We start from the raw sequence: 23,459 nt of genomic DNA on the forward strand, positions 1-23,459 counted from the left end.
AAAAAGCCGGAATCGCGTTTGATTCCGGCTTTTTATATTTTCCACGGTCGGTTGTTATGGACAAAGCGATGGTATGTCGCCTGACTGGAACATGTAGGTCACCAGGTAAACCAGGTCGGCAATGTCGATTGCGTCGGAAGCATTCACGTCCGCTTCGAGTGTGCATTCCGGTTCGGGGCCGTTGTCGAACATATAGCTGACGAGGTAGATCAAATCTGAAATGCTGATTTCGTTGTTTTCATCCATGTCGACATTTCCGCGTATTCCGACACAACAGCTCCAGCACGTTACGTTTCCGCTGACAACTTCCGGTTGATAGTCCATCTTGCTGCCGTAGAACCAGGGCTCGCGTGATCCGTAGCCATTCAGGTCAATATGGGCTGTCTGTCCAATCCGAGCTCCGATTTTCGGTGTGAACCAGAGCTTAAGTATCGGGCCGTAGCCGGGATCCAATTCTTGACCGGTTCCGGACGTCGTGTTTTGCAGTCTTATGGTTGTGAGACTGTCGCCGTCGAAATTAGTCTGTTGTACGATTTCGAAGAAGTCAGTACGACAACCGGCCACTGAAAACGAATCGAGTGTCAGATCGAGTGTCCCTCCGAAGTTTATCGGAATCTTTAGCTCGTTAAGTGGGGCGGTGTTGCGAGCCGAGATCGTTATCTCGGCAACAGAGTCTCGTTCGACCAGAACTTCCGGGGCGATCAGCGTATCACCGATGGCAAAAATGAGGCGATTGCGGACGATCGATCGACTGTAGTCACCCTGGGTAACGGTCAACGATACGGTGTAGTTGCCGGATTCATCGTATATATGGGTGGGAGACTGGACAAAAGCGCTGTCGCCGTCGCCGAAATCGTAAGTCCAGCTATCGACGTTGTCCAGATCCGAAGACCCGCTGAAATTGACGGTAAGGGGAGCCATGCCGACGGTCGTGTCTGCCATGTACATGACTTCGCGATCGGGCATGATGTTGGTAAGCATCAAATGATCGGAAACAGCACACTCGCTCCACGGGCAGTAGTTGGCGTCGATGGTATACCAGGTAGTGCGGCTGTTATCCCAGCCGTAGTTGAAATGGAATTGCATAATGCCGTCAACGATGCGGCAGCCGTCCAGGATAATGGCGTGACTCGTGATACGATATGAGATCGGAAGGCCTCGTTCGATATCGGTCAGAGCGAAATTGAACCATTCTTCCTTGAGCCAGCCCGGGCGCGAGTAGGTGTGGATACTGTCTTTATAACGAAAACGGTCGGGGAGAACCCAAGTGCCCATAGTAACGTATGAGCCTGAGCCACAGACACCGTACTGCATTTCATAGGCCACACCGACTTCGTAGTTAAGTTCGGCGGTCGCAGCCTTGACTGAATCGGGAGAATAATAGGCGACCTTGTCGGGAATGTTGGCCCAGTCGTAAGTGTCGCTCAGATCGACCTTGAGCTGCTCCATAGGTGTCGAACCGCCACAGGATTCATCGCCAGTCCACCAGTAGTAGGTAGTGTCGATGCCGAACGGCGGCCATTCGTGGTAGTCCAGAATCATAGCGACGGCTGTGGCTACACAACCAACAACGCAAGTGCCGCCGTCGCCGGCTGGACAATACATGTTGTAAGGGTCGCTCTGATTCCAATGGGCGGTAACAAGCGGGCCGATCTCAAACAGCGTATCGGCCGTGGCGGTAGCCATGGCGGCCGTGAACAACTTGGGTGAGATTTCATAGCGATCCCAGTTAGTTTTCGACGAACGCAGGAATATCTCTTCACCGGTGTCCGGTAACGGTACGCTTATATCCCCATAGAGATTCTCGTAAGCGGTGAGGGCATCGTAAAGGTCCTCGCGCAGAAGAGCGGCCATGCCACCCGGCTCGGTCATGTCGATTGTCCCGGTTTCGGAACTTGCCTTGATCGGGTCAAGAGCTTTGAGCGTCGGTACTATCACCCATCCGGAAGGACTGATAGTATAACAATATCCCACTAACCGATCATTTTCATAAATCGGTTGAGTCGTTTCGATAGTCGGTGCGGTATCACCCGCCCAAATCCCTTTTTGGCTCAACATGTAGTTTAGGTGATTCTCACAAACGTTACGCATTTCCGTAACGGTTGCCTGCTCGGCATGAACGGTGAAGGCACATACGATAAAGAGCGTCAGGGCTAGCGCAGTTAATCTGTAAATGGCTCTCATTCAATCTCCTGATGTAATAGCGGGACCTGTCACACACACAAAGAATTGAATCGGTTAAAATCCAATCTGACCTTTGCGTCGAAACTACCGAAAATATACGGTTTTTATCGATTTTGGCAATCCTTTTACCGGGATGGAACTTCGGTGAAAGCGAAAAAGCCGAACCTGTACCTGAACAAGTATCAGCAAATTAATGGCTGAATAGGTGAAGCTCACAGTCGTCCGTAAGCGCGTATATTTCAGAACTCGTTTAGTAGGAATGGGGCACGAACCAGTGATCCGCCAATTCAAGAGTTATATCGACAATCTGCCGGTCGAGTTCATCCAGAGCACCGCGCTCGATCAGGGCATCGATGGCATGATGCAGCAAGACATATCGTTCATTTACGGGGATCAGGGCCGGGTAGTATTCGTTCCGGAAGAAAATGAAGAAACGTTGCCGTCCGCGACGGTTTTCGAGCATATCCTTGATAGCCGACCTGAGTTCACTGCCGGTAAGCCCTGCCAGGGCTTCCTTGGGAGACGACATCAATGAGACTGACTGCTTGAACTCGTTACAGGCTCTGAAAGTCAATCTCCAGCATTCCATACGGCCGAGGGAGTTAACTACCAGGACATTTACGGTAAAGGAGCCGTTGACCGGATCGGTCGTGACCTGGTGCATGAACGGCAGGTAATAATTATCCGTAATCGCTCCAAAAGCGCTGATGCCGCCCGCGAAAGGATCTTCGAGAATGTCACGTAGTGAGAAGAACGGCTTGTGCTCGAACCGGGCATCCTGGATCATAATGAATTCATCTTCAGTGAAGCTGAATCGTTCGCGCCATTTATCAGCGGCCGACATCCCCGATCGGGTAAGCGCCGACTGGCTGGTCAGCATCCCGAGTCCCTGCCCGCCACGCCAGACCAGCGGTAGAACACCGACGGCCCATTCGGCCGAACCGCCGATCTCACCGATGATGGAGTTGAGGGGACGACCGTTGGGGAAAGCGAGCCCGTTGTGACCGAGAATAATCGCCGGGAACATATCTCCGTCGCCGTCGAATGGTGTGACCACGCCATGGCTGTTTAAAAAATCCATAGCCGGTTCATGGCGAGGACGATCGAGGAAGAACGCTGTGAGTTGGTCCGGTCCCTTAAGACCGTAAGCCTGAGAAATGATATCGGCCGCCTGCAGCAGGTCGGTGCGACGCGGATTGAATTCATCGAATTCGACACCGGCCGCCCAGCGTTGAACGTAAATATCCGGTAGATGACGCTTGACGTTCGATTCGGTGAGGAAGAGGGTGGTCAGGCTGGAATGCCCGCCCATGACCGATTTGGTAGTGCCTTCGACTACGTCGTTTCCCATGGAGAGGAGCGTAACGTTGGGGATCATCGGGAGACCGTAACGGGCTCGATGTTCTTTTTTCCCGAAAAGAGCGCCGACAGCGACGGTTGGATTGCCGCCAACTTCTTTGCCGGGTTTCATCCGTACGCCCTCGGTAATGGTCGATTCGATCAGGACTTCCTCGCCCACCGGAAGCGTTTCGGTTGTTACCTGAAGCACGTCGGCCATAACCTGAGCTGCGGTGCGATCATTGGCGCGTTTGAGTTGATTGATAAACGCTCCGGTCAGTTGTTCGGTCGGATAACGCCTGGCACTGCCGCGTCCGGTCATGGCGACCGCTGAAGCCGAAAGAGCGGCGGCGACTATGACCGATTCGCGTAATTGGCGATTACGTAAAGATCCCAGATTGGAACGATTGTTAATACGGTCATCGAGATGGATGATATGTCCCTCGACCAATTCGATATCATAATTGGACAGAACGGTATGATGACGATGGTTAAACTCGATGATTCGGTCGGTATCAAATACTCGGTCGCGTTGCAGGCCGTTATAGGCCAGTCGCTGATCGGCTATATCGAAACGAAGGTTGTTGTTGGTCAACGTGGGATCCTCTAATTTTCCTGGCTATGTTTACCGTTTGCCCCGGGGTTTATCTTGCCGCAAATGGCGGCACATTTTTAGAGATAGCATTTGTCCCGATTTGGCGCAAGCTCTTTAATAGGGCGCTTTATCGGTCTTTCCAACAACCAGCGCCGGGAAGTTGTTCCAAAATTGTGTTATTGGCCGGGAGTCGGTTCGGGCCACCGGGCAACAAGGGTAGCGATGATTGTCTTTTTATCCGATGTCTTGTTTTCTCTCGATATTGCTTAGTCACGAACGGGGGAGGAGTAAAAAAAGTAAAGCGGCGGAGATTAATCTCCGCCGCTGGAATACTATGCAAAAAAGTCTCTATTCCTGGAGTGCGCAAGGAGCAGGATCAGGACCGCTTGAGAACATGAACGTAACCAGATATACCAGGTCCGCGATATCGGGGGCATCCGCGCCTTGACCGTTGATGTTGGCGGCCTCTAGACAGACAGGCTCAGGTCCTTGTGAAAACATGTAAGTCACCATGTACACAAGGTCGGAGATGTCCGGTCCGCTTCCGGAACCGTTGATGTCGGCGCGGTGATCACAACAGCTAATCGTAATCGTCTGCGGGGTAGACCAGTCGGTTATCGCGCCCCAGACTTCCTTGGCGCGGACCGATACGGTGTAATCACCGAGTTCCTCAAAGCTGTAAACGTAAGTGGCCATTTCTCCCTGCGGGAACGGACCCAGCCAGTCGGAGGTGTAAGTTTCCGGTCCCTGAATATCCCATTGGTAGAATAAAGAGTCGTCATCGGCATCAGTGGCATAGGTTTCCAGGTTCAGATCGGTTCCGATCATATAGACCGTGGGAATTACGGGATCGACCAGACCGGTCGGTTCGCTGTTTACTGAAGTACCATTGGCGATTCTGACGTGTGTCTTGATAGTAGCACTGCCGAGCCATTCAATGGCTGTCATGATTTCAAGCGGTGGTACCGTTCTTTGAGCAAGGTTATTAATCCATGATTGATAAGTACTGACTCCATAAGCGCCGACCAACACTTCATACCCCCCGTCCAGGAAACAGGTGGGGAAGCCGGCCAGATTGTAATCGTTACTCAGTCTGTTATAAGCGGGCTGAATTGCCGCTCCGCCGTATGTCTGCTGTGCGACCAGCGCCGCATATTCGAAATTGTATGTGCCTGATGCATGGATAGACGACAAAGCCGCCCTGACCGTCGGGCAGTACCCGCACCAGCAAGCGGTACCTTCTTCGATAAACACCGTATGGGTAGTACCGTGATCCGTGGAGTTATAACCGGTCAAGCCCGGAGTGGCATAGGCACATCCATCGGCAAAGTGAGCGGTGAACCAATAACCATAACCGGGGTATGCATCCAGAACGGTGTCTTCGGCGTTGAAGACCACCCCGATGGCGGCGATATTATCTTCGGTAATATTGGAGTAAGCACTGGGAGCGGTCCAGGTGGCAATGGAATAATAAGTACCGCCATCCGGAACGCTGATTGTATCAACCGTCGACCAGTCCAGAAACGCTTGTTCATATTGACGGTTGTCATCGTCTCGCCAACGCGGCGACAAAGGCTCAACAATATAAACCCGCAGGGTTCCGTCATAGGTTGCCCGGGAGCCATCTGTCGGCTGAACTGCCGTAATTTCTTCGGCTGCCAGTGGAGCAGGATCCCTCACAATCGTGACATCGTTAGCCAGGGCGGTTCCCGCCAGGGCCAGGAATAACAGCGCCCAAAGACACAATTGTCTCTTAGCTGATTGTCTCATGCTAGATGAATTCCTCTCTGTCGGATTAAAGCGTTACCTCTCTGTAATTATGTACTAAATATATCCAATAAGTGTTGTAAGTCAAGGTCGATTATAGGCTTCCGGTGAGGCATTGCAGCGGCCGGAGGCAAGTTGAAGGATTCCTTTAATATGCTCTTTCCGTGGTTGTGACGGTTGCCTTTCAATCAGAATTTGAGGGTGAGAGCCAGACTCAGATCGAAGTAATCGTAATCGTAGACTACCAAAGTGGACGAGTTGTGGATGGACTCTATCCGAAGTTTCGGTTCCAGAAAATATCCCCCCAGACTGAGCGGACGAGTGTATTCGGCGTAGATACGGCGTCTCTTATCGGAACGATCTTTCGCGAACAAAGTGGTTATGATTTCGGCTCCCTGAAAGACATCGTGAGTGGTTTCAATTGTTTTCAGGAAATCCTTTTCCCAATACCCGAAACCCATTTCCAGGACGGATTTGGGGATATGATAGCTCTTGGCGCGGATAGTTATGCCGTCACCCTCGTAGGTTTTATTGGCCGGAGACAGTAATGAGGTGGAATACCCATACACCAGGGCGCTGTCGTTGCGGTCGATAATCTCGCGGTGGGAATAGGTGGCGGAAAGTCCCAGTTTGTTTCCAAGCTGTTTTGATATTCGCGGGGAGATATACCAGATTTTCATATCCCCGTCATCGAGGATGCTATAACTACGCTCACTGGTGATGGCTCCGGTGGGACGATTGTGCTCTTCATCCCAGGAGTTGACATATTGATAGCTGCCGGTCGAGTACCCAAGTTCGATATCAAAAGCTGTTCGCTGAGGCAGGGTTTGATTGAAGCCTATGAATGCCTCCCAGGTTGTGATATCATCAATCTCGGCATTAGTATACACTTTGTAAGTAGCCTTTGCTCCGGTTCTGATCTGACTGTTTAAGGCGAGTTTGTAAGAAGCCGAGCCGATCAGGTCGAAGTCGTTGGTGGAGCTAAAATCACGGAAATCATCTTTATAGATACGCCCGTTGAAATTGCCGGAGATATACAACCGGAATTTCGAGGTCGATCGGGTCGGCACCACGGACAGCCCAAGAGTCGAGCGGAGATTGCTGAGGCCGTCGAGATTATTGTAATACCGTGTGTATTCTTCGGTCCAGCGCATTTCGATTGACTGATCCGGGTACCAGCGAGCCGAACCGCTGAGGCTGGTGTATGCGGCATCGGTAACTGAAGAATCCTCAAGCATATTACCGCTGCGGCCGTTGTTCAGTCCGAATTCGAAAGCGAAATCAGCTTTCACGGGAGCAACAGCTAAAAGCAGGAGGGCCAGTACGATGCATGTATAACGATTTTGCATGATGTCTCTCCTATCGTAAACAGACACCGCCGGCGCAAGCGCCGCCCGCTGCCGCATTACTGTTGTCACCGGAGCTGCCCCCAAAGGCACACTCTAAGTCACACCGCGTAAGAGACTGAGCCAGAGTTAGTTTGCTTAGGCGGTCGAATAGGAGAGAGTTAGGCTCGGCCGTTACATCACTAGCGCCCTCCGGCATTTCCATATTGGCGAATATGCCGGATTGACTTGGTCCGGCCACTGTGGCGGGGGCGTGGCTGACGCCGAAATCGGGAATGCCGTCCTGATCGGCATCTTCGGCCAGATCATTGAATCCATCACCATCCAAATCGACCCAGGCAGGCTCGGGGCTGTCATCGGCCAGACTCATACCGAACGTAACTATCAGCAGCAACAACACGGATGCGAGCGTCAACAACGCTCGGTTAGAATACAACATAAGGATGCCTTTCAATGTCTGGGGGAATTCTGAAATATGAATCTCTGCTTTCCATAAATAGCCGGTATACCTGACAATAATAAAACGATACTTCATTTATCCTTCAAGGATTTTCTGAATGTGCCATCGCATGATTGAGCTCAAATGAAATATGATAAAAAAAGAGTATGCAGTAGAATTTTGACTTGCCCTGTGTCCGTGTGAAACATATAATCAAAAAACTGATCCCCGAAGTATAAGAAGAGGCAAAGGTCTTCTCGCTCAGGCGGACAGTTACATCCGGCATGGACCGGAAAGCATAATGTCGAGAGATTGTGGGGTAGACAACTCTTGACCGGTTGGTTCGTGCACGGACATCACAGTGGTGGAGTCATGGTAGTTACAGATCTGTTCATTAAGGCTAGAGAAGCACTTGAGGTGGACCCATCTATCTGGTCCACCATTAAGACTATGGCTGTGACTGCCATTGACTTCATCCGCACTCGATACGGCGACATCGGTTTGCTTGCGGCGTTCCTGGTAACCGGCACTATGTTGACGTTGCTGTTGGTGCGTCTGGCGACTCTGGCTTTCGCCATACTTCGCTTTTTGGTTCTTCCGGCGTTGTTGCTGGCAGCGATTGCCTCAGCTATTCTCGATTACAGTTTCATGGAATGCCTGCCGGTAACATCCATGGCCTGTTCGCTGTTGCTCTTGATGAAGGCCTGATCGCAACAGGGGAGAAATCGAGAAGAACGGCTGACGGCGCCGCGTTCCATTGAATCAATCCTGATAAGAGAAAACCCGTTTGTCGGGAGGAGAGACAAACGGGTTTACACAGTGTCGATTCGGAGTTGTATAAGCGTAACAGGCACGGACTGAAAAAGTTCCAAAAAGGACTAAATAAAGGATATGTGGCGTTTACGATTGTTCGTCGGACAGAGCTAACTTATTGATTTTTCCGGTCTTATATTTCGGCAATGAATCCCTGAATTCAACGACTTTCGGGACTTTATGCCAGGGAAGGCGGGCTTTGACGTGATTTTTAAGGTCGCTTTCATCGCATGAATTTGGCTCTTTCAGAACCACCACCGCCTTGATAGCCTCGCCAAGAAGAGGATCTTTAATGCCGATCACTGCAACTTCCAGAACAGCCTTGTGTTCAAGAAGGGTTTCTTCGACCTCTTTGGCGCTGACACGATAGCCACCGGCTTTTATTATCTCTTTTTTTCTAGCGACAATCGTGTAAAGATCTGATTCATCATGTCTTGCCAGGTCTCCGGTATAAAGGAGACGATTGCGCAGGACTTTTTCATCGTTGTTATTCCAGTATCCCAACATGACACCGGGCCCCCCCACCACGATTTCACCGATATCGCCGTCGGCAACAGGCCGACCGTCGTCGTCCAGCAGGTGGATTTCTACCCCCGGAACCGGTTGGCCGACCGAACCTACATGATTGGCCAGCATCTCAGGCGGAAGCCAACTGATGCGGGGAGAAGCCTCGGTTTGTCCGTACATGATGAATATCTCAACGGTTCCTCCGACACGATCCATTAGCCGCCTGATTACATCCGGAGCCATTGCACCGCCGGCCTGAGTAATGTACCGTAGATGAGGCATGCCGGCAGGGTCGAATCGATCCATATTCAGTAACATGATGAAAGTCGAGGGCACCCCGGAAAAGCCCGTAACGCCGGTTTCCTCAAGAGCTTTTATTACCAGTTGAGGGTAGGCGAAACGGTTTTCAATAACGACACAACCACCCACCAGCAGGTGCGTTAAAAGAAGCGAATTGCCGTAGATGTAATAGAATGGTAATACGACAAGCACAGTGTCTTTTTTAGTCAGGCGCAGATATTCGACCGTACCTACCGTATTGCTCACCAAATTGCGGTGGGACAGCATCACTCCTTTGGGTTCTCCCGTACTTCCTGAAGTGTAAAAGATCGCTGCCAGGTCATCGGGTGAACCTTGCCAGTCAGCGAAAGTCATACTGCCGTCGTCGGGAAGGTCGTTTACGTCCGGGACATTGACAAATGAATTAATATCCGAAGCAGTATACGGCAACAGGGTACATTGGGCTCCGTTGGCTGGTGTTTCAAGTAGTTGTTCGGAAAGAATGAGACGAACTGAGGATTGTTCGTCAATGGCGGCCTTGAGAGCAGCAGCGAATTTCGGCTGGACAAACAATACTTCCGGACGGCAGTCGTTTATGATTTTTCTGAATCCGGCCGCTCCTAGTGAAGTATCAATAGGCACTACGGTCAATTCTGAGGCGGTGATCCCGAAAAAGCAGGAGACATAGGTCAGGCTGTTTTCCCAAATAATAGCTGCCCGAGCATCGGGAGAGATTGGCTGATTCCGCAAAAAAGCAGTCAGGCTTTTAACTGACGCAAGCAGTTGGCGGTAGGTGATTTCATCATGGCCGTGCCGCACCGCCGGCTTGTCCGGTGACAGAGCCGCTCCTCTAAGGAGTATGTCGAAGAGTTTCATCCGTATCCTCAGTCATGGTAAGAGTCGGCGAAAAGTTGCCGCCAACTCTCCGTAACACTGTTATCGTCCGATTTGCTGACGGGCTGAACCAGCCTGTTGCGTTCAAGTAAAAGGTTCTCATGGTCAAACTGTCAACAACTTACCACTCCTTTCATGGAACTGACATGGGAGAAGTAGCTTATAATCTTGTAATGAGGCCGATACCGTAACCAAACAAGCTGTCCGGGCGTCTGATGATTGAGGTTGACTTGTGCCGGAAAGGTTATAATTTCGGCCCTGAGACAAGATGAACCTTCAGAACCACGAGAAGTAAGACACGAACAACAAGGATATGGCAATAAAAGAGTCGATAATTATCGTAGTCCTGTCGGTAATGATTTCTCTGATAGTGAATGTTTTCTCTCCCAACAGCATTCCGATCATTGGTCAATATCGCGATCTTCATACCGGCGACGGGCCAATAGTCCCTCCGGACTCTGGTCCCAACGACCCTCCTTTTATAGCAGTTGATGTCGCCGAGCTGGATTTTTCTCAGAACGCGGCGGTTTTCATTGATGCCCGCGATCCGGATGAATTCGAATGCTCGACGATCCCGGGATCTATCAATATCCCCTTTGAAGAACTCCCCGAGGGAGATCTGGGACTGTATATCGATTCCTGTCTTGGCGGCGTTGATAAAAACCAGCGTATTATAACTTTCTGTTCCGGTGAGGAATGTGACCTTTCGCTGCATCTGGCTCGCAACATGCAAGCCCTTGGATACACCAATCTGGCGATTTTCTTCGGAGGTTCGAGAGAATGGGAGAAATTCGGGCTTGAGATGGAGAGGAGGAAAGATTGCGGCGAATAATCGACTCCGACCTGCTCACCATGCTGGTTCGTTTGGCCGTAGGCATAACGTTCATCTATGCGTCGTTCTATAAAATCATCGAGCCGGATTCGTTTGCGCGATCGATCTGGTTCTACCACATGCTGCCGGGCACGCTGATCAATCTCATGGCTCTGATTCTACCGTGGATAGAACTGATTGCGGGATTATGTGTGATTTTCGGTATATGGTATCGAGGTTCGGTATTGCTGGCTAATCTTATGACGGTGATGTTTATCGTGGCACTGTCTACGGCAGCGATTCGCGGGATTAATATCGACTGTGGTTGTTTCAAGGCCGCGGAAGCTTCGAGCAAATCCGCTCTGGATGCACTTTGGTTCGATTTATTACTGATTCTCGGTACGGTCTGGCTGTGGTTCAGCCGTTCGACCGCCTGGCGGGCGGTGCCGACCAGGCGTCGTTAGCGAATAATCTCCGGCGTTATCAAAATCAACAGATCGGTCGTTTCCCTGTCGGTCGATTTGTTGGTAAACAGGAGTCTCCCTAAAATCGGAATCGATCCCAGCAACGGTACGCGTGACTCGCTTATTATTTCATCTTCCTTAAGCAAGCCGCCGAGAGCTGCCGTTTCACCGTTCTTGACGGTAATGCGAGTCCGGATTGATCGTGAGGCGGTAATCGGTTTTTGATTGTCGGTTGGTCCGGCGTAACCGATGATGTCCTCAACCTGAGGGAATACATCCAGGGTTATTTCATCATTGGCGTTGATACGCGGGGTGACCAGCAGAGAAATGCCGACTTCTTCATCCTGGAAAGTCAAAATATCCTGGGTAGCGCCGCCTTCGGTAAAGCGATTCACTGTCGGAATCGGTACGATTGTTTCGACCTTTATTTCAGCCGGTTCATTTTCCAGTGTCGTTATATGCGGATCCGAAACGAGTTTACTGTTGCCGCTTTGTTTGAGAAAATCAAGCACGAGACTGAGCTGGCCCACGGAAAGAGTGCCCCAGGTCCAGTCGCCGTTGTTGGGATTGTACAGTCCGGTCAGGTTGTCGAGCAATGAACTGCTTGAAGACCCGTCACTCTCGGTATCATCGCTTGAGGAGGTTTCCGCGCCCATCGTGGCGGTAACCGAACTTGGCCAGGAAAAGCCGATCTGACTGGAAGCATCGACCTTCGTTTCTATGATCTTCACTTTTATAGATACCAACCGTTGTGGTTGATCGATTCGGTCGATCATATCGAGCATTTCAGCCAGACGCGCCGGGTACTCGGTTACCAGAATCCGATTGGCTATCGTTGACTGCTCACTCTGTTGCATATCCGCCGACGGTTCAAGAATGATTACTTGTCCTTTTTCGGATTTCATCTGTTCAAGAGCAGCTTTGGCCGAGCCGGCGTCGACGTAATTCAAGCGTATGACCTCGGACTTCATTTCCCCCGTCAGAGTACGTTCCAGAGGTTTGACCATAATGACGTCGTGGTCTACGATGTAGTTCAGGTCAAGCGGAGCCAGGACGGCATTAAGAGCGATATCCAGCGGAACGTTCACCAGACGCACGGTTACATCGCCTTCGACACCTGCCGAGGCAACTATATTAAGATTGTTCTGCTGACCGATAAGGGAGAGCACGGTAGTGATCGGCACTTGGTCGAGCTCAAGTGAAATCGACGTCTCGGCCAGATTAGCCGGGTTGGCCGACCGGGGCAGCGCCATAAGGATCAGGGCTGCGATTATGAGTAGACCAGAATGGCGATATTTCATCATTATCCTCGATTAACGGTTAGCGTGAAGGTCCGCCCGTCTTTTTGCAGCGTAACCTCTTTAGGGGTGATTTCCAGGACCGAAGCTTTATCGATCGTGTCGCCGACACGTACGGTCTTGGAATTGATGATCGCAATGGGACGTTCCGGGCTGTAGACAATTCCCGAAAGACGCCAGATTATTGGGGACAATGTTGTGCCGGAATCGTTAACTACTACATAGTCGCTATGAAATGGGTCACGCCCCCAGGAGAGATCGCGATAAGCATCCGGATTGGCTACGTAGAATATTCCGCCGGCTGTGGCCGCAGCGGCAGTTGCTGCCTCGACCATGGAAAGGCCCGGATTAACGGGCGGCGTTGTCACCTGTTTTTTTTTGTAGAAGATGTTATATCCACCCCAGATTATTGCCAGGCCAAGGGCTACATAGACGATTTTCTTCCGTGAGGTTTCATTCATGATGTAACTCCTTCCGGTCTCTCGTTCCCTAAAAGAGCGCGGAATTCCACCCTTAGGCTGGTGCCTCTGGCAGGGTCGTTGGTGCTGATAAATTCCGAGCGGTTTATGCCTCGAAAGAAGCCCGCCTGTTCGAGTCCCTGAACATAACGACCGAGTTGGAGAAAATTACCCTCTATCGAGATCGATATGTTCAGAAACTCTGCCTGGAGATTGTTGGGGGTAGCGTTAAGTCTTAGAAGTTCTTCGACCGGCGGTGAAATTTCGGTGACGCGCAGATCGAGATTCTCAGCGTCATGGCGGATTCGATCGAATAACTTGATAATGTCGTTTTTAGCGTACAGCCTCGAGGTCAGATGAGACTCCTCACCGGCCAATTGCTGGCGACTCGCCAAAAACTCCGGGAATTGTTCAGCAGTGGCGTGGAAATCCAACAGCTCCTGCCTGGCTTCATTGATACGGTTGTCGATAAGACCGTATTCGCTTGAAAAGGGGAGATAAGCCAGGAAATAGAAAACAATAATCAAGGCGAAACTGAGAATACTGTATTGAGCTATCCGATTCATCAGATGCCTCCCGCCATGGCCAACGTGAAATCTATTTGAAAACCATCCTTTTGGCGCCGTTTGATATGTCGCTCTACTTTGACATCACGATAAAACGGGGAAGCCGCGAGACGCTCGACAAATTCAGCCAGAGTCAATTCCGGAGGAATTTGTCCCGACAAAACGCTGCCTTCGATAATCATACTCTGGACAGGAGCATGGCTGTCGAAAATGAGGTGGCTGAGGTAGACATTATCGGGAGTTAATCGAGTCAGTTCTTTCAGATTCAAATAGAAATGGCTCGGTGTTTCCTTCGCCTGATTAACATATTCCTGGCTTGCCGCAACCTGCCGTTTCAGGATTTGATAGGTTACATAAGCCTCGGTGCCCCTTAAATGGGTTAACTGGCTTTCGATCTGACGAAGTTCTTCACGGGCGATTTGCATATCTCTGGTCATGAACCACCAGGAAAAAGCGAGAATGATGGCCAAAACCAGTGTGGCGGCTCGTGCTCGATATGTTGTCCGGCGATCCTGATCTATGGCTTTTTCTTTATCGGGAGCAAGATTTCCTAAAGTTGTGTTGCTCGTTGCTACGGCAATGGCTCCGATACAGCAATTCAGTTCTTCATTGCTAATATCACTGATGTTTCCCAGAAAACTGAGCTGGTTAACCGGCAGCGGTGTGTATTCGGAACCTGCAGATTTCGTAAGTAAAGCAGCAATTTTATCTTCGGCCGGAATTTGACCGGTTATAAAAATGCGATTGGACAAGGGACGACCGTACTGACCCGAATAGAAGTCGAACGATGTTTGCACTTCGCCGGAAAGTGCTTCGACGAACATTTCTAAATGGTAGTCGTCAGGAGTGTCGCCCAGGTCCCCCGATCCAACCGAGCCACTGCGATGGAATTCAAGTTGCGTCCCGCGATAGAAAGAAATATCCGAGCGATTAGCTGCTAGTGTGATAACCGCCTGGGTTTGTTCAGGATTGAACCCGGGCAAGTGGGGAAGAAGATACCCCAATGCTTCTTGTGCGAAATGGATCTGTGAAACAACCAGGTCCTGTTTGCGAAACGGCTCGATCAACTGCTTAACATAGCGTCGAGTTGCCGCCTGTAAAGCAATCATGTCACGTTCGCGATCAGCGGTTGTGACACGAGCGGTTCGGCGATAATCGTAAAGACATTCGTCAATCGGGAACGGTACCTGTTTCTTGGCCTCAAAAGAGATAGCGGATTTGAGTTCTCCGGAATTCATAGCCGGCATGGAGAATGTTCTAAAAGTCGTCTCGCGTCCGCTTAGAGCGATACACATCTCCGCCGAGCGTATGCCATGCTGCCTGAGGAATTTCGAGACCGTCTGAGCGATAAATTCATCCCGAAGTTCATCGGTCGCTATTTCTCCCGAAATCGGAATCCGTTTCAGAGCTGAGAGAGAGGCTTTGAGTCCATTCGATCGAGCCGCCGCGATACAGATATTGTGGTCGTCTATCTGAACGGCGACACGATTACCTATGAAAAACCGTCGATTCGGTTTGACTTGATGTTCGGCAAACTGATGCTCGGGAGATGATGCGGAATCCGGTGAGTTCGGTCTGTGTTTGCCTTTCAAGCGGTTGAGTATTTTTTCGCTCAGTCGGGCCATGTCGCTCCGGTCTAGAAAGTCACTGAAATAGTGTCGCCGCCGCCAACCGAGGTAATTACCCTGAGTGACGGGGTGTAAACATAGTTGCTGCTCCAGGCATCGGTCAGGTACAACCCATTCGAACCATCGATGTACGGGCCATTCCAGCCGAGTCGTGTCAGCGGATTGTATGAGCTGACACTGTCCGGTTTGGTAACAAGATCCTGCAGCCGTGATGGTACGAAACCGACATCACCTTCGAATCCCCGGTTGACCATCTTACCTCCAGCCGTTATGGAAGCATCGCCGACGATGGCCTTCTTCAGGATCGCTAATTCCTGTTGTGTCGCCGCCTCTTTCGAAGCGTTGCTCATGTCTCCGAACCGAGGGATTGCCACCGCGGCGATAATGCCGAGAATGACGATTATCATGACCACTTCGATCAATGTAAAGCCGCAGTCAGAACGAGTCTGCTGCGGCCTGGTCATTTCGGCTACCGGCGGCAGCCCGCGGTTCTGCTTACCAGGAGTTTTCACCAATAACATTGGAATTCAGCCATACTTCTCCGGTGGACGGTTTGTATACCCAACCGGCTCCGCCAGCCTGAACTGCTCCCTTGGTTACACCGGCGGCGACCTGATAAACACTGTCCTGCAGCGTTGACACGAACGGATTCTTCGGAATCGCCTGTTCCATCACCACACCGACCGATACCAATGAATCGTACGGCGGCCAGGTAGCCGTGCCGGTCTTGACGGCCGAAGTGGCGTAATAAATCGTAACGGCTGAACGCATCGCGCCCAGAGCACTACGGGCGGCAGCCTCCTTGGCTTCGGTTGACAAATCCTGATATTTCGGGATCGCCACCGCAGCCAGGATACCGAGGATCACAATGATGATCACTACTTCGATCAGTGTGAAACCTTTCTGGTTCGGTTTCAGTCGCATAACTTCTCCTGTTGATCAGTTGTTAAGAATGTTGACATTTTTGTTCTCTTTTTCGGCAGTTTGTGCCTGTAGCTTTAATGTCCTAGTGTCCTTGGAACACCTTGATAAGGTTCCACATAGGTAAGAAAATCGCGAGCGCCAGGATCAGCACCGCGACACCCATGACCACGGTCAGGATGGGTTCAAGGATTGAAGTCAGGTGTTTTGAGGTATATTCAACATCCTTGCGATAATGCTCACCTAATTCAGTTAGCATTCGGTCCAAAGAACCGGATTCGAGACCAATAGAGATCATCTGCAGTGCCATTTCGGGGAAATACTCGAATCCACTGTCGGCCAACTGGCCGTCTCGCCCCTCCTGAAACATTTCGCGCATCTTCTTGATTTCCAGTGCCATACGCTGGTTTTTTACGGAGTCGATCAGAACCTCCATAGAGCGGATCATCGGGAGTCCCGACTGCAGCAGGATCCGGAACATCATGGAAAAACGGGCGACATTTCCTTTAATAACGAGCTGGCCTAAAACCGGCACTTTGAGCATAAATGTATCTAAAGCCAACCGAACTTTATCGTTCTGGACAGCTTTTCTGAATCCGAAAAATCCCGCTGCAACCACTCCCAAAATGATAGCCCAATACTGCTTCAGGAAACCGCTGATCCAGATCAGGGCTTTTGTAAAAATCGGCAAGTCAGCTTCAAAGGCGCCGTAAAAGGCCACGAATTTCGGTACGACGTATGTCACCAATACCAGAAACGCTACTGCCAGAGCGATAATTACCATGGTTGGATAACGCACACCGGACTTGATAAGGCGGGTGAGAGTCATTTCTTTTTCCATCACCAGCGCCAGTTCATCTAGGATCTCATCGAGTTTACCGCTCTCTTCACCGGCAGCTACCGAAGCGACATATATCGGTGGAAAAATATCCTCGAATTCACCCAACGCGGTGCTGAGTGCACGTCCCGATTGCAAGCTCAAACGAATCTGTGATATGGCATAGTTGAAGCGGCTGTCTTTTTGCCCGATTCGAATCAAACTCAGAGCTCTGAGGAGAGGAACACCCGCTCGATACAGAGTCGACATCGAATTAGTGAAAGTAATCAACTCGTCCATTGCCCCTCCACCGAGCACGCCGGAGAGGTAAAAAGCAATGTTCTTGCGAGCCGGTTTGATCCAGACCGGGGTCAACTTTTGTTCAGCCAGGAACTCCTGAACCTGAGCATTGCTGTCGGCAGCAATGATACCGTCGGTGGGGGAGCCGTCATCGGAGACAGCACGATACTTAAACTGGGTCGGCATGGATTACTCCCACTGAGGCCGCAGCATCGAAATCCAGTTGCATCTCTTCGCTGGATGAGGTCTCTTTGAGAAGTTCTTCCAACATGATCGAACCCTCGTTGACTTTATCCAGTCCGGCTTCGAACAGCGTTCGGTAGCCGTGGTGTCGCGCCTCATGCGTGATCTGGTTGATTGATGCGCTGGAGATAATCATTTCCTGGAGACGATTGGTGACCTCCACAAACTCGAACACGCCGGTCAGACCGCGTAACCCGGTATTTTTGCAATTGGGACAACCCATTCCCTTGGTGAATCTTATGTCGTGGGCATTGCCGGTTAGCTGAGCTCTTCGTAGAACGGCCTCTGACGGCATGTATGGATCGCGGCATTCGGGACAATTGGTTCTGACCAAACGCTGGGCAAGCACGCCTTTTACGGCCGAGGCGACCAGATACGGTTCAATGCCCATATCGATTAATCGTGATATTGCCGAAGGAGCATCGTTGGTGTGCATGGTTGAGAATACCGTATGACCGGTCAGGGCTGACCGAATCGCCATACGGGCGGTTTCCGGATCACGGATCTCTCCTACCATGATGATGTCCGGATTCTGTCTGAGTATGGCTCGCAGGGTAGTGGCAAAATCAAGGCCGGCTTTTTCGTTCACCTGAATCTGATTGATCAATGGAAGCGAATACTCGACCGGGTCCTCGACCGTGATGATGTTCTTTTCGACCGAGTTGATTTCCTGCAGAGTAGTGTAGAGAGTCGAGGTTTTACCGCTTGAGGTCGGACCGGTAATCAGGATCAGTCCTTCCGGTTTATGAATCACATTATTCCAGGGTTCTTCCACCTCGGGATTGAAACCGAGATCCTTGAACGCCAGCATGAGATTGCGACGGTCCAGAATACGGATAACGATTTTCTCGCCATGTATCGTCGGAAGGGTAGAGATTCGCAGGTCCACCGGCCGACCGTCGACCGCCATCATGAATCTTCCATCCTGTGGCAATCTTTTTTCAGAGACATCCAGGTCAGCAGCCACTTTGATACGAGAAACCAGCTCATTTTGCATTGACTTCGGCGGGTCGGCTTCCTCACGCATGACTCCGTCAACTCGGTATCGCACTCTCATTTTGAGTTCATCCGGCTCGATATGAATATCCGTAGCGCGATCCTTGACCGCTTTGGAGATAATCAGGTTGACCAGCTTGACGACCGGTGTTTCGGTCTCACTCTGGTCAATCGGAGATTTTATTTCAATCTTAGCAGTATCGCTGTCGCCGGCAGTTCCGGAAGCCCGATCCTTACCCGGGCCAATCATGTGCCGAAGAGAGTCCGCTACCGAATAATACTCATCTATGGCGGCCTTAATCTCCGATGGATTCGCCACGGCTCTTCTGACTTCGGAGCCGGTGAGGTACTTGATTTCGTCAATAGCGATAATGTTGAGGGGATCGGCCATGGCCAGAGTCATAGTGTTGCCGATCTCGAAAATCGGTATAAGCAGATAGCGACGAGCGACATCGACTGTAACTCGCTGGACAATACTGGGGTCGATCACCATCTGATTTAGCGAGATTTTAGGGATGCCGAGCCGCTCCGAGATCGTCTCGGTTAGCTGATCCTCGGTGATGAAACCCTTCTCAACAAGGACTTCACCGAGACGTTCTCCGGAAAGTCGTTGCTCACGGAGTCCCTCATCCAGTTGGTCCTGGGTGATAAACCCCTTCTCGATAAGGAGGTCGCCGATCTTCTTTTTTGTTCCCATGTCGCTTTTTTAGATCATTATAGGATTCAGTAATTTATCGGCTGTCATGTTTCTTTTCTTAAGGATTTACCGATCACAACCTGTAGAAGTAAGAAGAAATCGTTGTTGTATGTGAGCTTAGTGCCTTTATTGCCTCTCTGAAGTATGAAAAGACCCTCATTGACAAACTGTGTATGTCTTCTTTTGACGTTGATGTCTGTCATACCGATGATCGCAACGGCTTCGAGTCAACAACAGCAGGAGCTTGAACCGTTTGAAGGCATCGTGATCGATTCCATTGAGATCGACAATCGGAACATTTATGATGTACAGAACCCGGCTTACAACAACATCGTGTTTCGTACTGCCAATCATTTGCATATCGTTACGAGGCAAGCAGTAGTCAGGAGGGAAATCCTCCTTCATGTCGGAGAGCCGTTTTCCGTCGATATAGCCGAAGAGTCCGCCCGTAACATGCGTGCCCGTCTGGCCTTATACGATGCCTGGGTTGAAATAGAAAAGCTGGCTGAAGACAAACTGCTGGTGCGGTTCGTAACGGTGGATGAATGGTCCATATCCGGTGGGATTCGTTACAATCGAGACGGGAATCTGGACAAATTCAAATTTGGATTAACGGAACGCAATCTTCTCGGACAGGCGGTTGGTCTCGGGGCCGATTACTATATCGAAGACGGTAAAAACGACTATATCGCGGTATCCTTCGTCGGAAGACGGTTTCAGGGACATAAGCTGCAGATCAAGGGGACCTATTCCGGTAATCCGGAAGCGAAACGATACTTGCTCGGTCTTTCGAGACCTTACTACGATCTTATGCAGAGTTGGAAATGGGGGATAAGCGGAGGGGGGACCACCGATCTGAGAGAGATATATTCCGATGATCGTCTTATTGCCTCGAATGACGATGATGCCGACAGGTTGTCGATTGTCGCAGGTGGACGAACCGGCCGTTATGATAAGAAGTTAGAGTTTGATGTTCTGTACGATTATGTGTGTGAGACGACCCGAGATCGACGTTTCTACAGCAACAGTCCCGAAGACTCCACCGAGGCTTTGGCTAACTTCCCCACAGATTCTATGTTTCATCGTATTGGTTTGGTCGTAGGTGTGCTGGTCCATGATTATGTGACTCTTCGCCGTATTGATTGCTTTGGAGCAGCCGAAGATTTCCGGATTGGCCCAATTCTTCAGATTAGCGCCTCCTACGCCTTTTCACACGACAGCACAGCTTTTCGACAAATGGGCGTCGGTTTGGGATGGACCGGCTACCGGGGGCAGACCTTATTTGCTGCCGACGGTGAGACATCCGCCTGGCACGATCGCTCCGGTCAACTCGTAAGACGTCTCTATGCACTCCGTTTATGGTTGTACAACTGGTCATTACCTATGACAACCATGGCCTTTAACGCCAGGTTTATGGAAGATCAACCGATCGGCGGGGTCAATCGACTCGTGATGGGAGGCACAACCGGGCTTCGAGGTTACGACAAGTATTTTATGACCGGTGACCGAAGACTGATTGCCAACCTGGAGGCGCGTTTTCTACCCGGTCTGGAGATTCTCTCGGTACAGTTTGGAGCGACACTGTTTGTTGATTACGGCCAGACATGGGAATACGGTGAGGAATTGGGACTCGACGAGGCTTACGCCGCGATTGGCATCGGAATTCGTGTCTCGGGTGAAAAATCTTCACGGAGTGCGTTGGGACGTCTGGACTTATCTTATTCGGAAGCAACCGGCTGGCAGATATCAGTCGGTTCGGGGCAGTATTTCGAGTCTTTCGGGGCCAGTTTGCCCTTGACAACTTATTGAAGTGCAATACATTGTGGTTGAGGGCGAGTTCTTTTTAGGGATTCGATTGCAGACCTGAAAAGTAATTGTTCAGCCGCGTGGGGGCTGACGTAATCCGCATGTATCGGGTGTGATGTCTGCATATGCGGTCAACAACGTACCTGTCTTATTGGGAACTTATACAACGACAATTGGTCCATTATAACGACAACCATTCAGAGTCGGGCACAATCGGTCGATGAAATGGTTGTCAATAGTGTGTAATCGCTCGGATTGACGAGTAAAAAGATGTATAAACCTAAGCTCCTGTTTATTCTCTTATTGTTGTCGTCTTGCGTAGCTTTGGCCTCTGCGGTCAAAACGCCGGTAGATATGCAGGCAATCGAGGCTGACTATGCTGCCGGTAAAATATCGCTCGATCAGAAAGCGATTCTTGAAGTACACGCGATCAGGCAGCCGGAGCTTGTTCCCGATCGATATCATCTTAATACTATGGCGCAATCGGTTCCCAATCGAGCAACTCATGATGCCACTTCGGTACTCAAAGAGATAAGAGACGAATGGGATCTACTTTCACCCTCGACACAGATGCTCCTTCAGGATGCGCTTGGACGAGCTGTCACTACCTACACTTACGATTCTCCGAGCGGTTTTTTTAAGATACACTACGATACTGCTTATGACAGTGCTAATCCGGTGCCTGCCGACGACAATGATTCCTCCGGGATACCGGATTTTATCGAGAAGTGCGCTGCGTATGCCGATACGGCGCTTGCTTTTCATCGTGCCTGGAATTACTTGGATCCCCCGCCTGATGGAGTTCAGGGCGGTGACAGCAAATATGATATTTATTTCCTTGAGACCAGCTACTATGGCTTCACCACTCCGGAAGGGGGCGGGCCGGCAGCATGGGACGACAATCTCAGTTATATAACCCTGAACTCGAATTTCCTGGGTTTTGAACCGAACGACGATCCCGAAGGCGACCAATGGGGCGCCATGAAAGTCACCATTGCCCATGAGTTTCATCACGCCGTTCAATTCAGTTACGATGGCTCGGAACCGATGTGGTTCATGGACCTCGATGCGACCTATATCGAGGATTTGGTTTTCGATTCCACAAATGATAATTACAACTATCTCAATATGCTTTTTGACGATCCTGAGATATCTCTGCTGAATGCTTCAGACCATCGCTATTCCACGTTTGTCTATGGTCTGTTCGTTGCTCAGAAATTCGATACCAGTTTGATGCGGGCAGCCTGGGAAGGTTCTGTTTATACTGCCGGTGTATTTGAGACTCTTGGAGACAGTATTCAGGGACGGACCGGCTGGACCCAGGATTCGGCCTTTGCCGAATTCGCAATGTGGAATTACATAACCAATGTTCGGTCAAACGGGCAGAGCTACGATGAAGCTGCCGATTATCCATTGGTATCGGTCGGAGAGGTCCATACGACTTATCCTGTGGCGTTGCAGAATTCACCGGGATATCCCGAAGGTTATGGCGCGACTTATGTGGAATTCGTCCCCCCGGCGGCACCGAAAACTTTCCGATTCACTTTCAACGGATCCGATTCTCGCCATTGGGCCGCCTGGTTGATCAAGTCGACCTCCTCGAACACCCACATTTGCGAACGACTCGATTTAGATCCGGTTTCTTATGTAGCGACCGGTGAGATACAACATTTCGAGAGTTATTATTCCGTTGCCCTGATCGGAGTGAATCTTGATGAGGGTTCACCCGGTACGCCTTTCAGCTATCAGGCATCTGTTTACGATCCTTATGCGGTAAGCACGTCGATTGATCCTTACGATTCCGTCCTTTATGCCGGAAAGACGAGAGCTATTCCGTTTATTGTGATGAACGCATCGGAACTTGTTGACAACTTCACGATATCGACGGATGACGCCAAGGATTGGGGAACCAGCCATACGGTCAACAAGCAGATCGCACCTCTTTGCGATACAACCTTCATGGTCAACGTTACGGCGCCTTCCGGGACAACGGTAGGAGATACCTGCTACGTTCATTTTATTGCTCAATCATGGTCGGCTCCGAATGTAGCCGATACTCAGACCGTTCTGTTTCATACTATCGTCCAGAGAGGTGATATGAATCTGGATGGAAACATCGATATCTCCGATTTGGTGTCCCTGGTTGGATATATGTTCGGAGGCGGTCCCGAGCCTACCCCGCTGGAGGCTTCTGATTTTAACTGCTCCGGTGGGAACGACATCACTGATTTGGTATCCATGGTTGAATACATGTTCCAGGACGGTGATCCTTCGCCGTGCAATCCCTATTAG

Annotated in this window: 19 protein-coding genes; 5 read left to right on the forward strand and 14 right to left on the reverse strand. The window is 50.5% G+C overall.

What is annotated here, in order from left to right; translation table 11 throughout:
- Positions 1–54: 54 nt before the first annotated feature.
- From PLF13_05460 to PLF13_05480, 5 genes are all read right to left on the reverse strand, one after another.
- Positions 55–2,184 (reverse strand): C10 family peptidase, encoded by a 2,130-nt coding sequence (locus tag PLF13_05460; GenBank protein ID HOP06723.1) that lies wholly within the window; start codon positions 2,182–2,184, stop codon positions 55–57.
- A gap of 250 nt (positions 2,185–2,434) precedes the next feature.
- On the reverse strand, positions 2,435–4,117 hold the full coding sequence (locus PLF13_05465) for a fructose-bisphosphatase class II (protein HOP06724.1): 1,683 nt from the start codon (positions 4,115–4,117) through the stop codon (positions 2,435–2,437).
- 348 nt (positions 4,118–4,465) lie between these two features.
- Complete coding sequence (locus tag PLF13_05470) at positions 4,466–5,887, reverse strand: hypothetical protein (GenBank protein ID HOP06725.1); 1,422 nt, start codon at positions 5,885–5,887, stop codon at positions 4,466–4,468.
- 185 nt (positions 5,888–6,072) lie between these two features.
- Positions 6,073–7,233: a hypothetical protein gene (locus PLF13_05475; GenBank protein HOP06726.1), complete on the reverse strand. Its 1,161-nt coding sequence runs from the start codon at positions 7,231–7,233 to the stop codon at positions 6,073–6,075.
- A gap of 10 nt (positions 7,234–7,243) precedes the next feature.
- Positions 7,244–7,765, reverse strand: a complete 522-nt coding sequence (locus PLF13_05480) for a hypothetical protein (protein HOP06727.1) — start codon at positions 7,763–7,765, stop codon at positions 7,244–7,246.
- A 276-nt stretch (positions 7,766–8,041) separates the two neighbouring features.
- On the opposite strand from PLF13_05480, the gene PLF13_05485 reads away from it, so the two are divergent.
- On the forward strand, positions 8,042–8,377 hold the full coding sequence (locus tag PLF13_05485) for a hypothetical protein (protein ID HOP06728.1): 336 nt from the start codon (positions 8,042–8,044) through the stop codon (positions 8,375–8,377).
- 192 nt (positions 8,378–8,569) lie between these two features.
- On the opposite strand, the gene PLF13_05490 is transcribed toward PLF13_05485, so the two are convergent.
- Positions 8,570–10,144: a class I adenylate-forming enzyme family protein gene (locus PLF13_05490; GenBank protein HOP06729.1), complete on the reverse strand. Its 1,575-nt coding sequence runs from the start codon at positions 10,142–10,144 to the stop codon at positions 8,570–8,572.
- 331 nt (positions 10,145–10,475) lie between these two features.
- Between PLF13_05490 and PLF13_05495 the strand changes: the two genes are divergently transcribed.
- Together PLF13_05495 and PLF13_05500 are read left to right on the forward strand one after the other, a co-directional pair.
- The gene (locus PLF13_05495) at positions 10,476–10,994 is read left to right on the forward strand and encodes a rhodanese-like domain-containing protein (protein ID HOP06730.1); all 519 of its coding nucleotides are present in this window, start codon (positions 10,476–10,478) and stop codon (positions 10,992–10,994) included.
- A complete protein-coding gene (locus tag PLF13_05500; GenBank protein ID HOP06731.1) occupies positions 10,982–11,437 on the forward strand; it encodes a MauE/DoxX family redox-associated membrane protein in 456 nt (151 codons plus the stop codon). Before PLF13_05495 ends, PLF13_05500 begins: the two co-directional genes overlap by 13 nt.
- Here the strand turns inward: PLF13_05500 and PLF13_05505 are convergent.
- The 8 genes from PLF13_05505 to PLF13_05540 all read right to left on the reverse strand — a co-directional run bounded on the left by PLF13_05505 (position 11,434) and on the right by PLF13_05540 (position 19,361).
- The gene (locus tag PLF13_05505; protein HOP06732.1) at positions 11,434–12,738 is read right to left on the reverse strand and encodes a hypothetical protein; all 1,305 of its coding nucleotides are present in this window, start codon (positions 12,736–12,738) and stop codon (positions 11,434–11,436) included. The two genes, PLF13_05500 and PLF13_05505, sit on opposite strands and share 4 nt — an antisense overlap.
- A gap of 2 nt (positions 12,739–12,740) precedes the next feature.
- Positions 12,741–13,196: a hypothetical protein gene (locus PLF13_05510; protein HOP06733.1), complete on the reverse strand. Its 456-nt coding sequence runs from the start codon at positions 13,194–13,196 to the stop codon at positions 12,741–12,743.
- Complete coding sequence (locus tag PLF13_05515) at positions 13,193–13,759, reverse strand: hypothetical protein (GenBank protein HOP06734.1); 567 nt, start codon at positions 13,757–13,759, stop codon at positions 13,193–13,195. Before PLF13_05515 ends, PLF13_05510 begins: the two co-directional genes overlap by 4 nt.
- Positions 13,759–15,384 carry a pilus assembly protein PilM gene (pilM, locus tag PLF13_05520; GenBank protein HOP06735.1) on the reverse strand — a complete coding sequence of 542 codons (1,626 nt, stop codon included), beginning with the start codon at positions 15,382–15,384 and terminating at the stop codon, positions 13,759–13,761. Before pilM ends, PLF13_05515 begins: the two co-directional genes overlap by 1 nt.
- A gap of 11 nt (positions 15,385–15,395) precedes the next feature.
- Positions 15,396–15,908, reverse strand: a complete 513-nt coding sequence (locus tag PLF13_05525; protein HOP06736.1) for a prepilin-type N-terminal cleavage/methylation domain-containing protein — start codon at positions 15,906–15,908, stop codon at positions 15,396–15,398.
- Positions 15,883–16,311, reverse strand: coding sequence for a prepilin-type N-terminal cleavage/methylation domain-containing protein (locus PLF13_05530; GenBank protein HOP06737.1), 429 nt, complete (start codon positions 16,309–16,311; stop codon positions 15,883–15,885). Before PLF13_05530 ends, PLF13_05525 begins: the two co-directional genes overlap by 26 nt.
- A gap of 82 nt (positions 16,312–16,393) precedes the next feature.
- The gene (locus PLF13_05535; protein HOP06738.1) at positions 16,394–17,611 is read right to left on the reverse strand and encodes a type II secretion system F family protein; all 1,218 of its coding nucleotides are present in this window, start codon (positions 17,609–17,611) and stop codon (positions 16,394–16,396) included.
- Positions 17,595–19,361: an ATPase, T2SS/T4P/T4SS family gene (locus PLF13_05540; GenBank protein HOP06739.1), complete on the reverse strand. Its 1,767-nt coding sequence runs from the start codon at positions 19,359–19,361 to the stop codon at positions 17,595–17,597. The genes PLF13_05535 and PLF13_05540 overlap by 17 nt, the downstream gene beginning before the upstream one ends.
- 192 nt (positions 19,362–19,553) lie before the next feature.
- Between PLF13_05540 and PLF13_05545 the strand changes: the two genes are divergently transcribed.
- Both PLF13_05545 and PLF13_05550 read left to right on the forward strand, forming a co-directional pair.
- Positions 19,554–21,170 carry a hypothetical protein gene (locus PLF13_05545; protein ID HOP06740.1) on the forward strand — a complete coding sequence of 539 codons (1,617 nt, stop codon included), beginning with the start codon at positions 19,554–19,556 and terminating at the stop codon, positions 21,168–21,170.
- Positions 21,171–21,437: 267 nt separating this feature from the next.
- Complete coding sequence (locus tag PLF13_05550; GenBank protein ID HOP06741.1) at positions 21,438–23,459, forward strand: hypothetical protein; 2,022 nt, start codon at positions 21,438–21,440, stop codon at positions 23,457–23,459.

Source organism: Candidatus Zixiibacteriota bacterium (assembly GCA_035380245.1).
Lineage (GTDB): Bacteria > Zixibacteria > MSB-5A5 > GN15 > FEB-12 > DAOSXA01.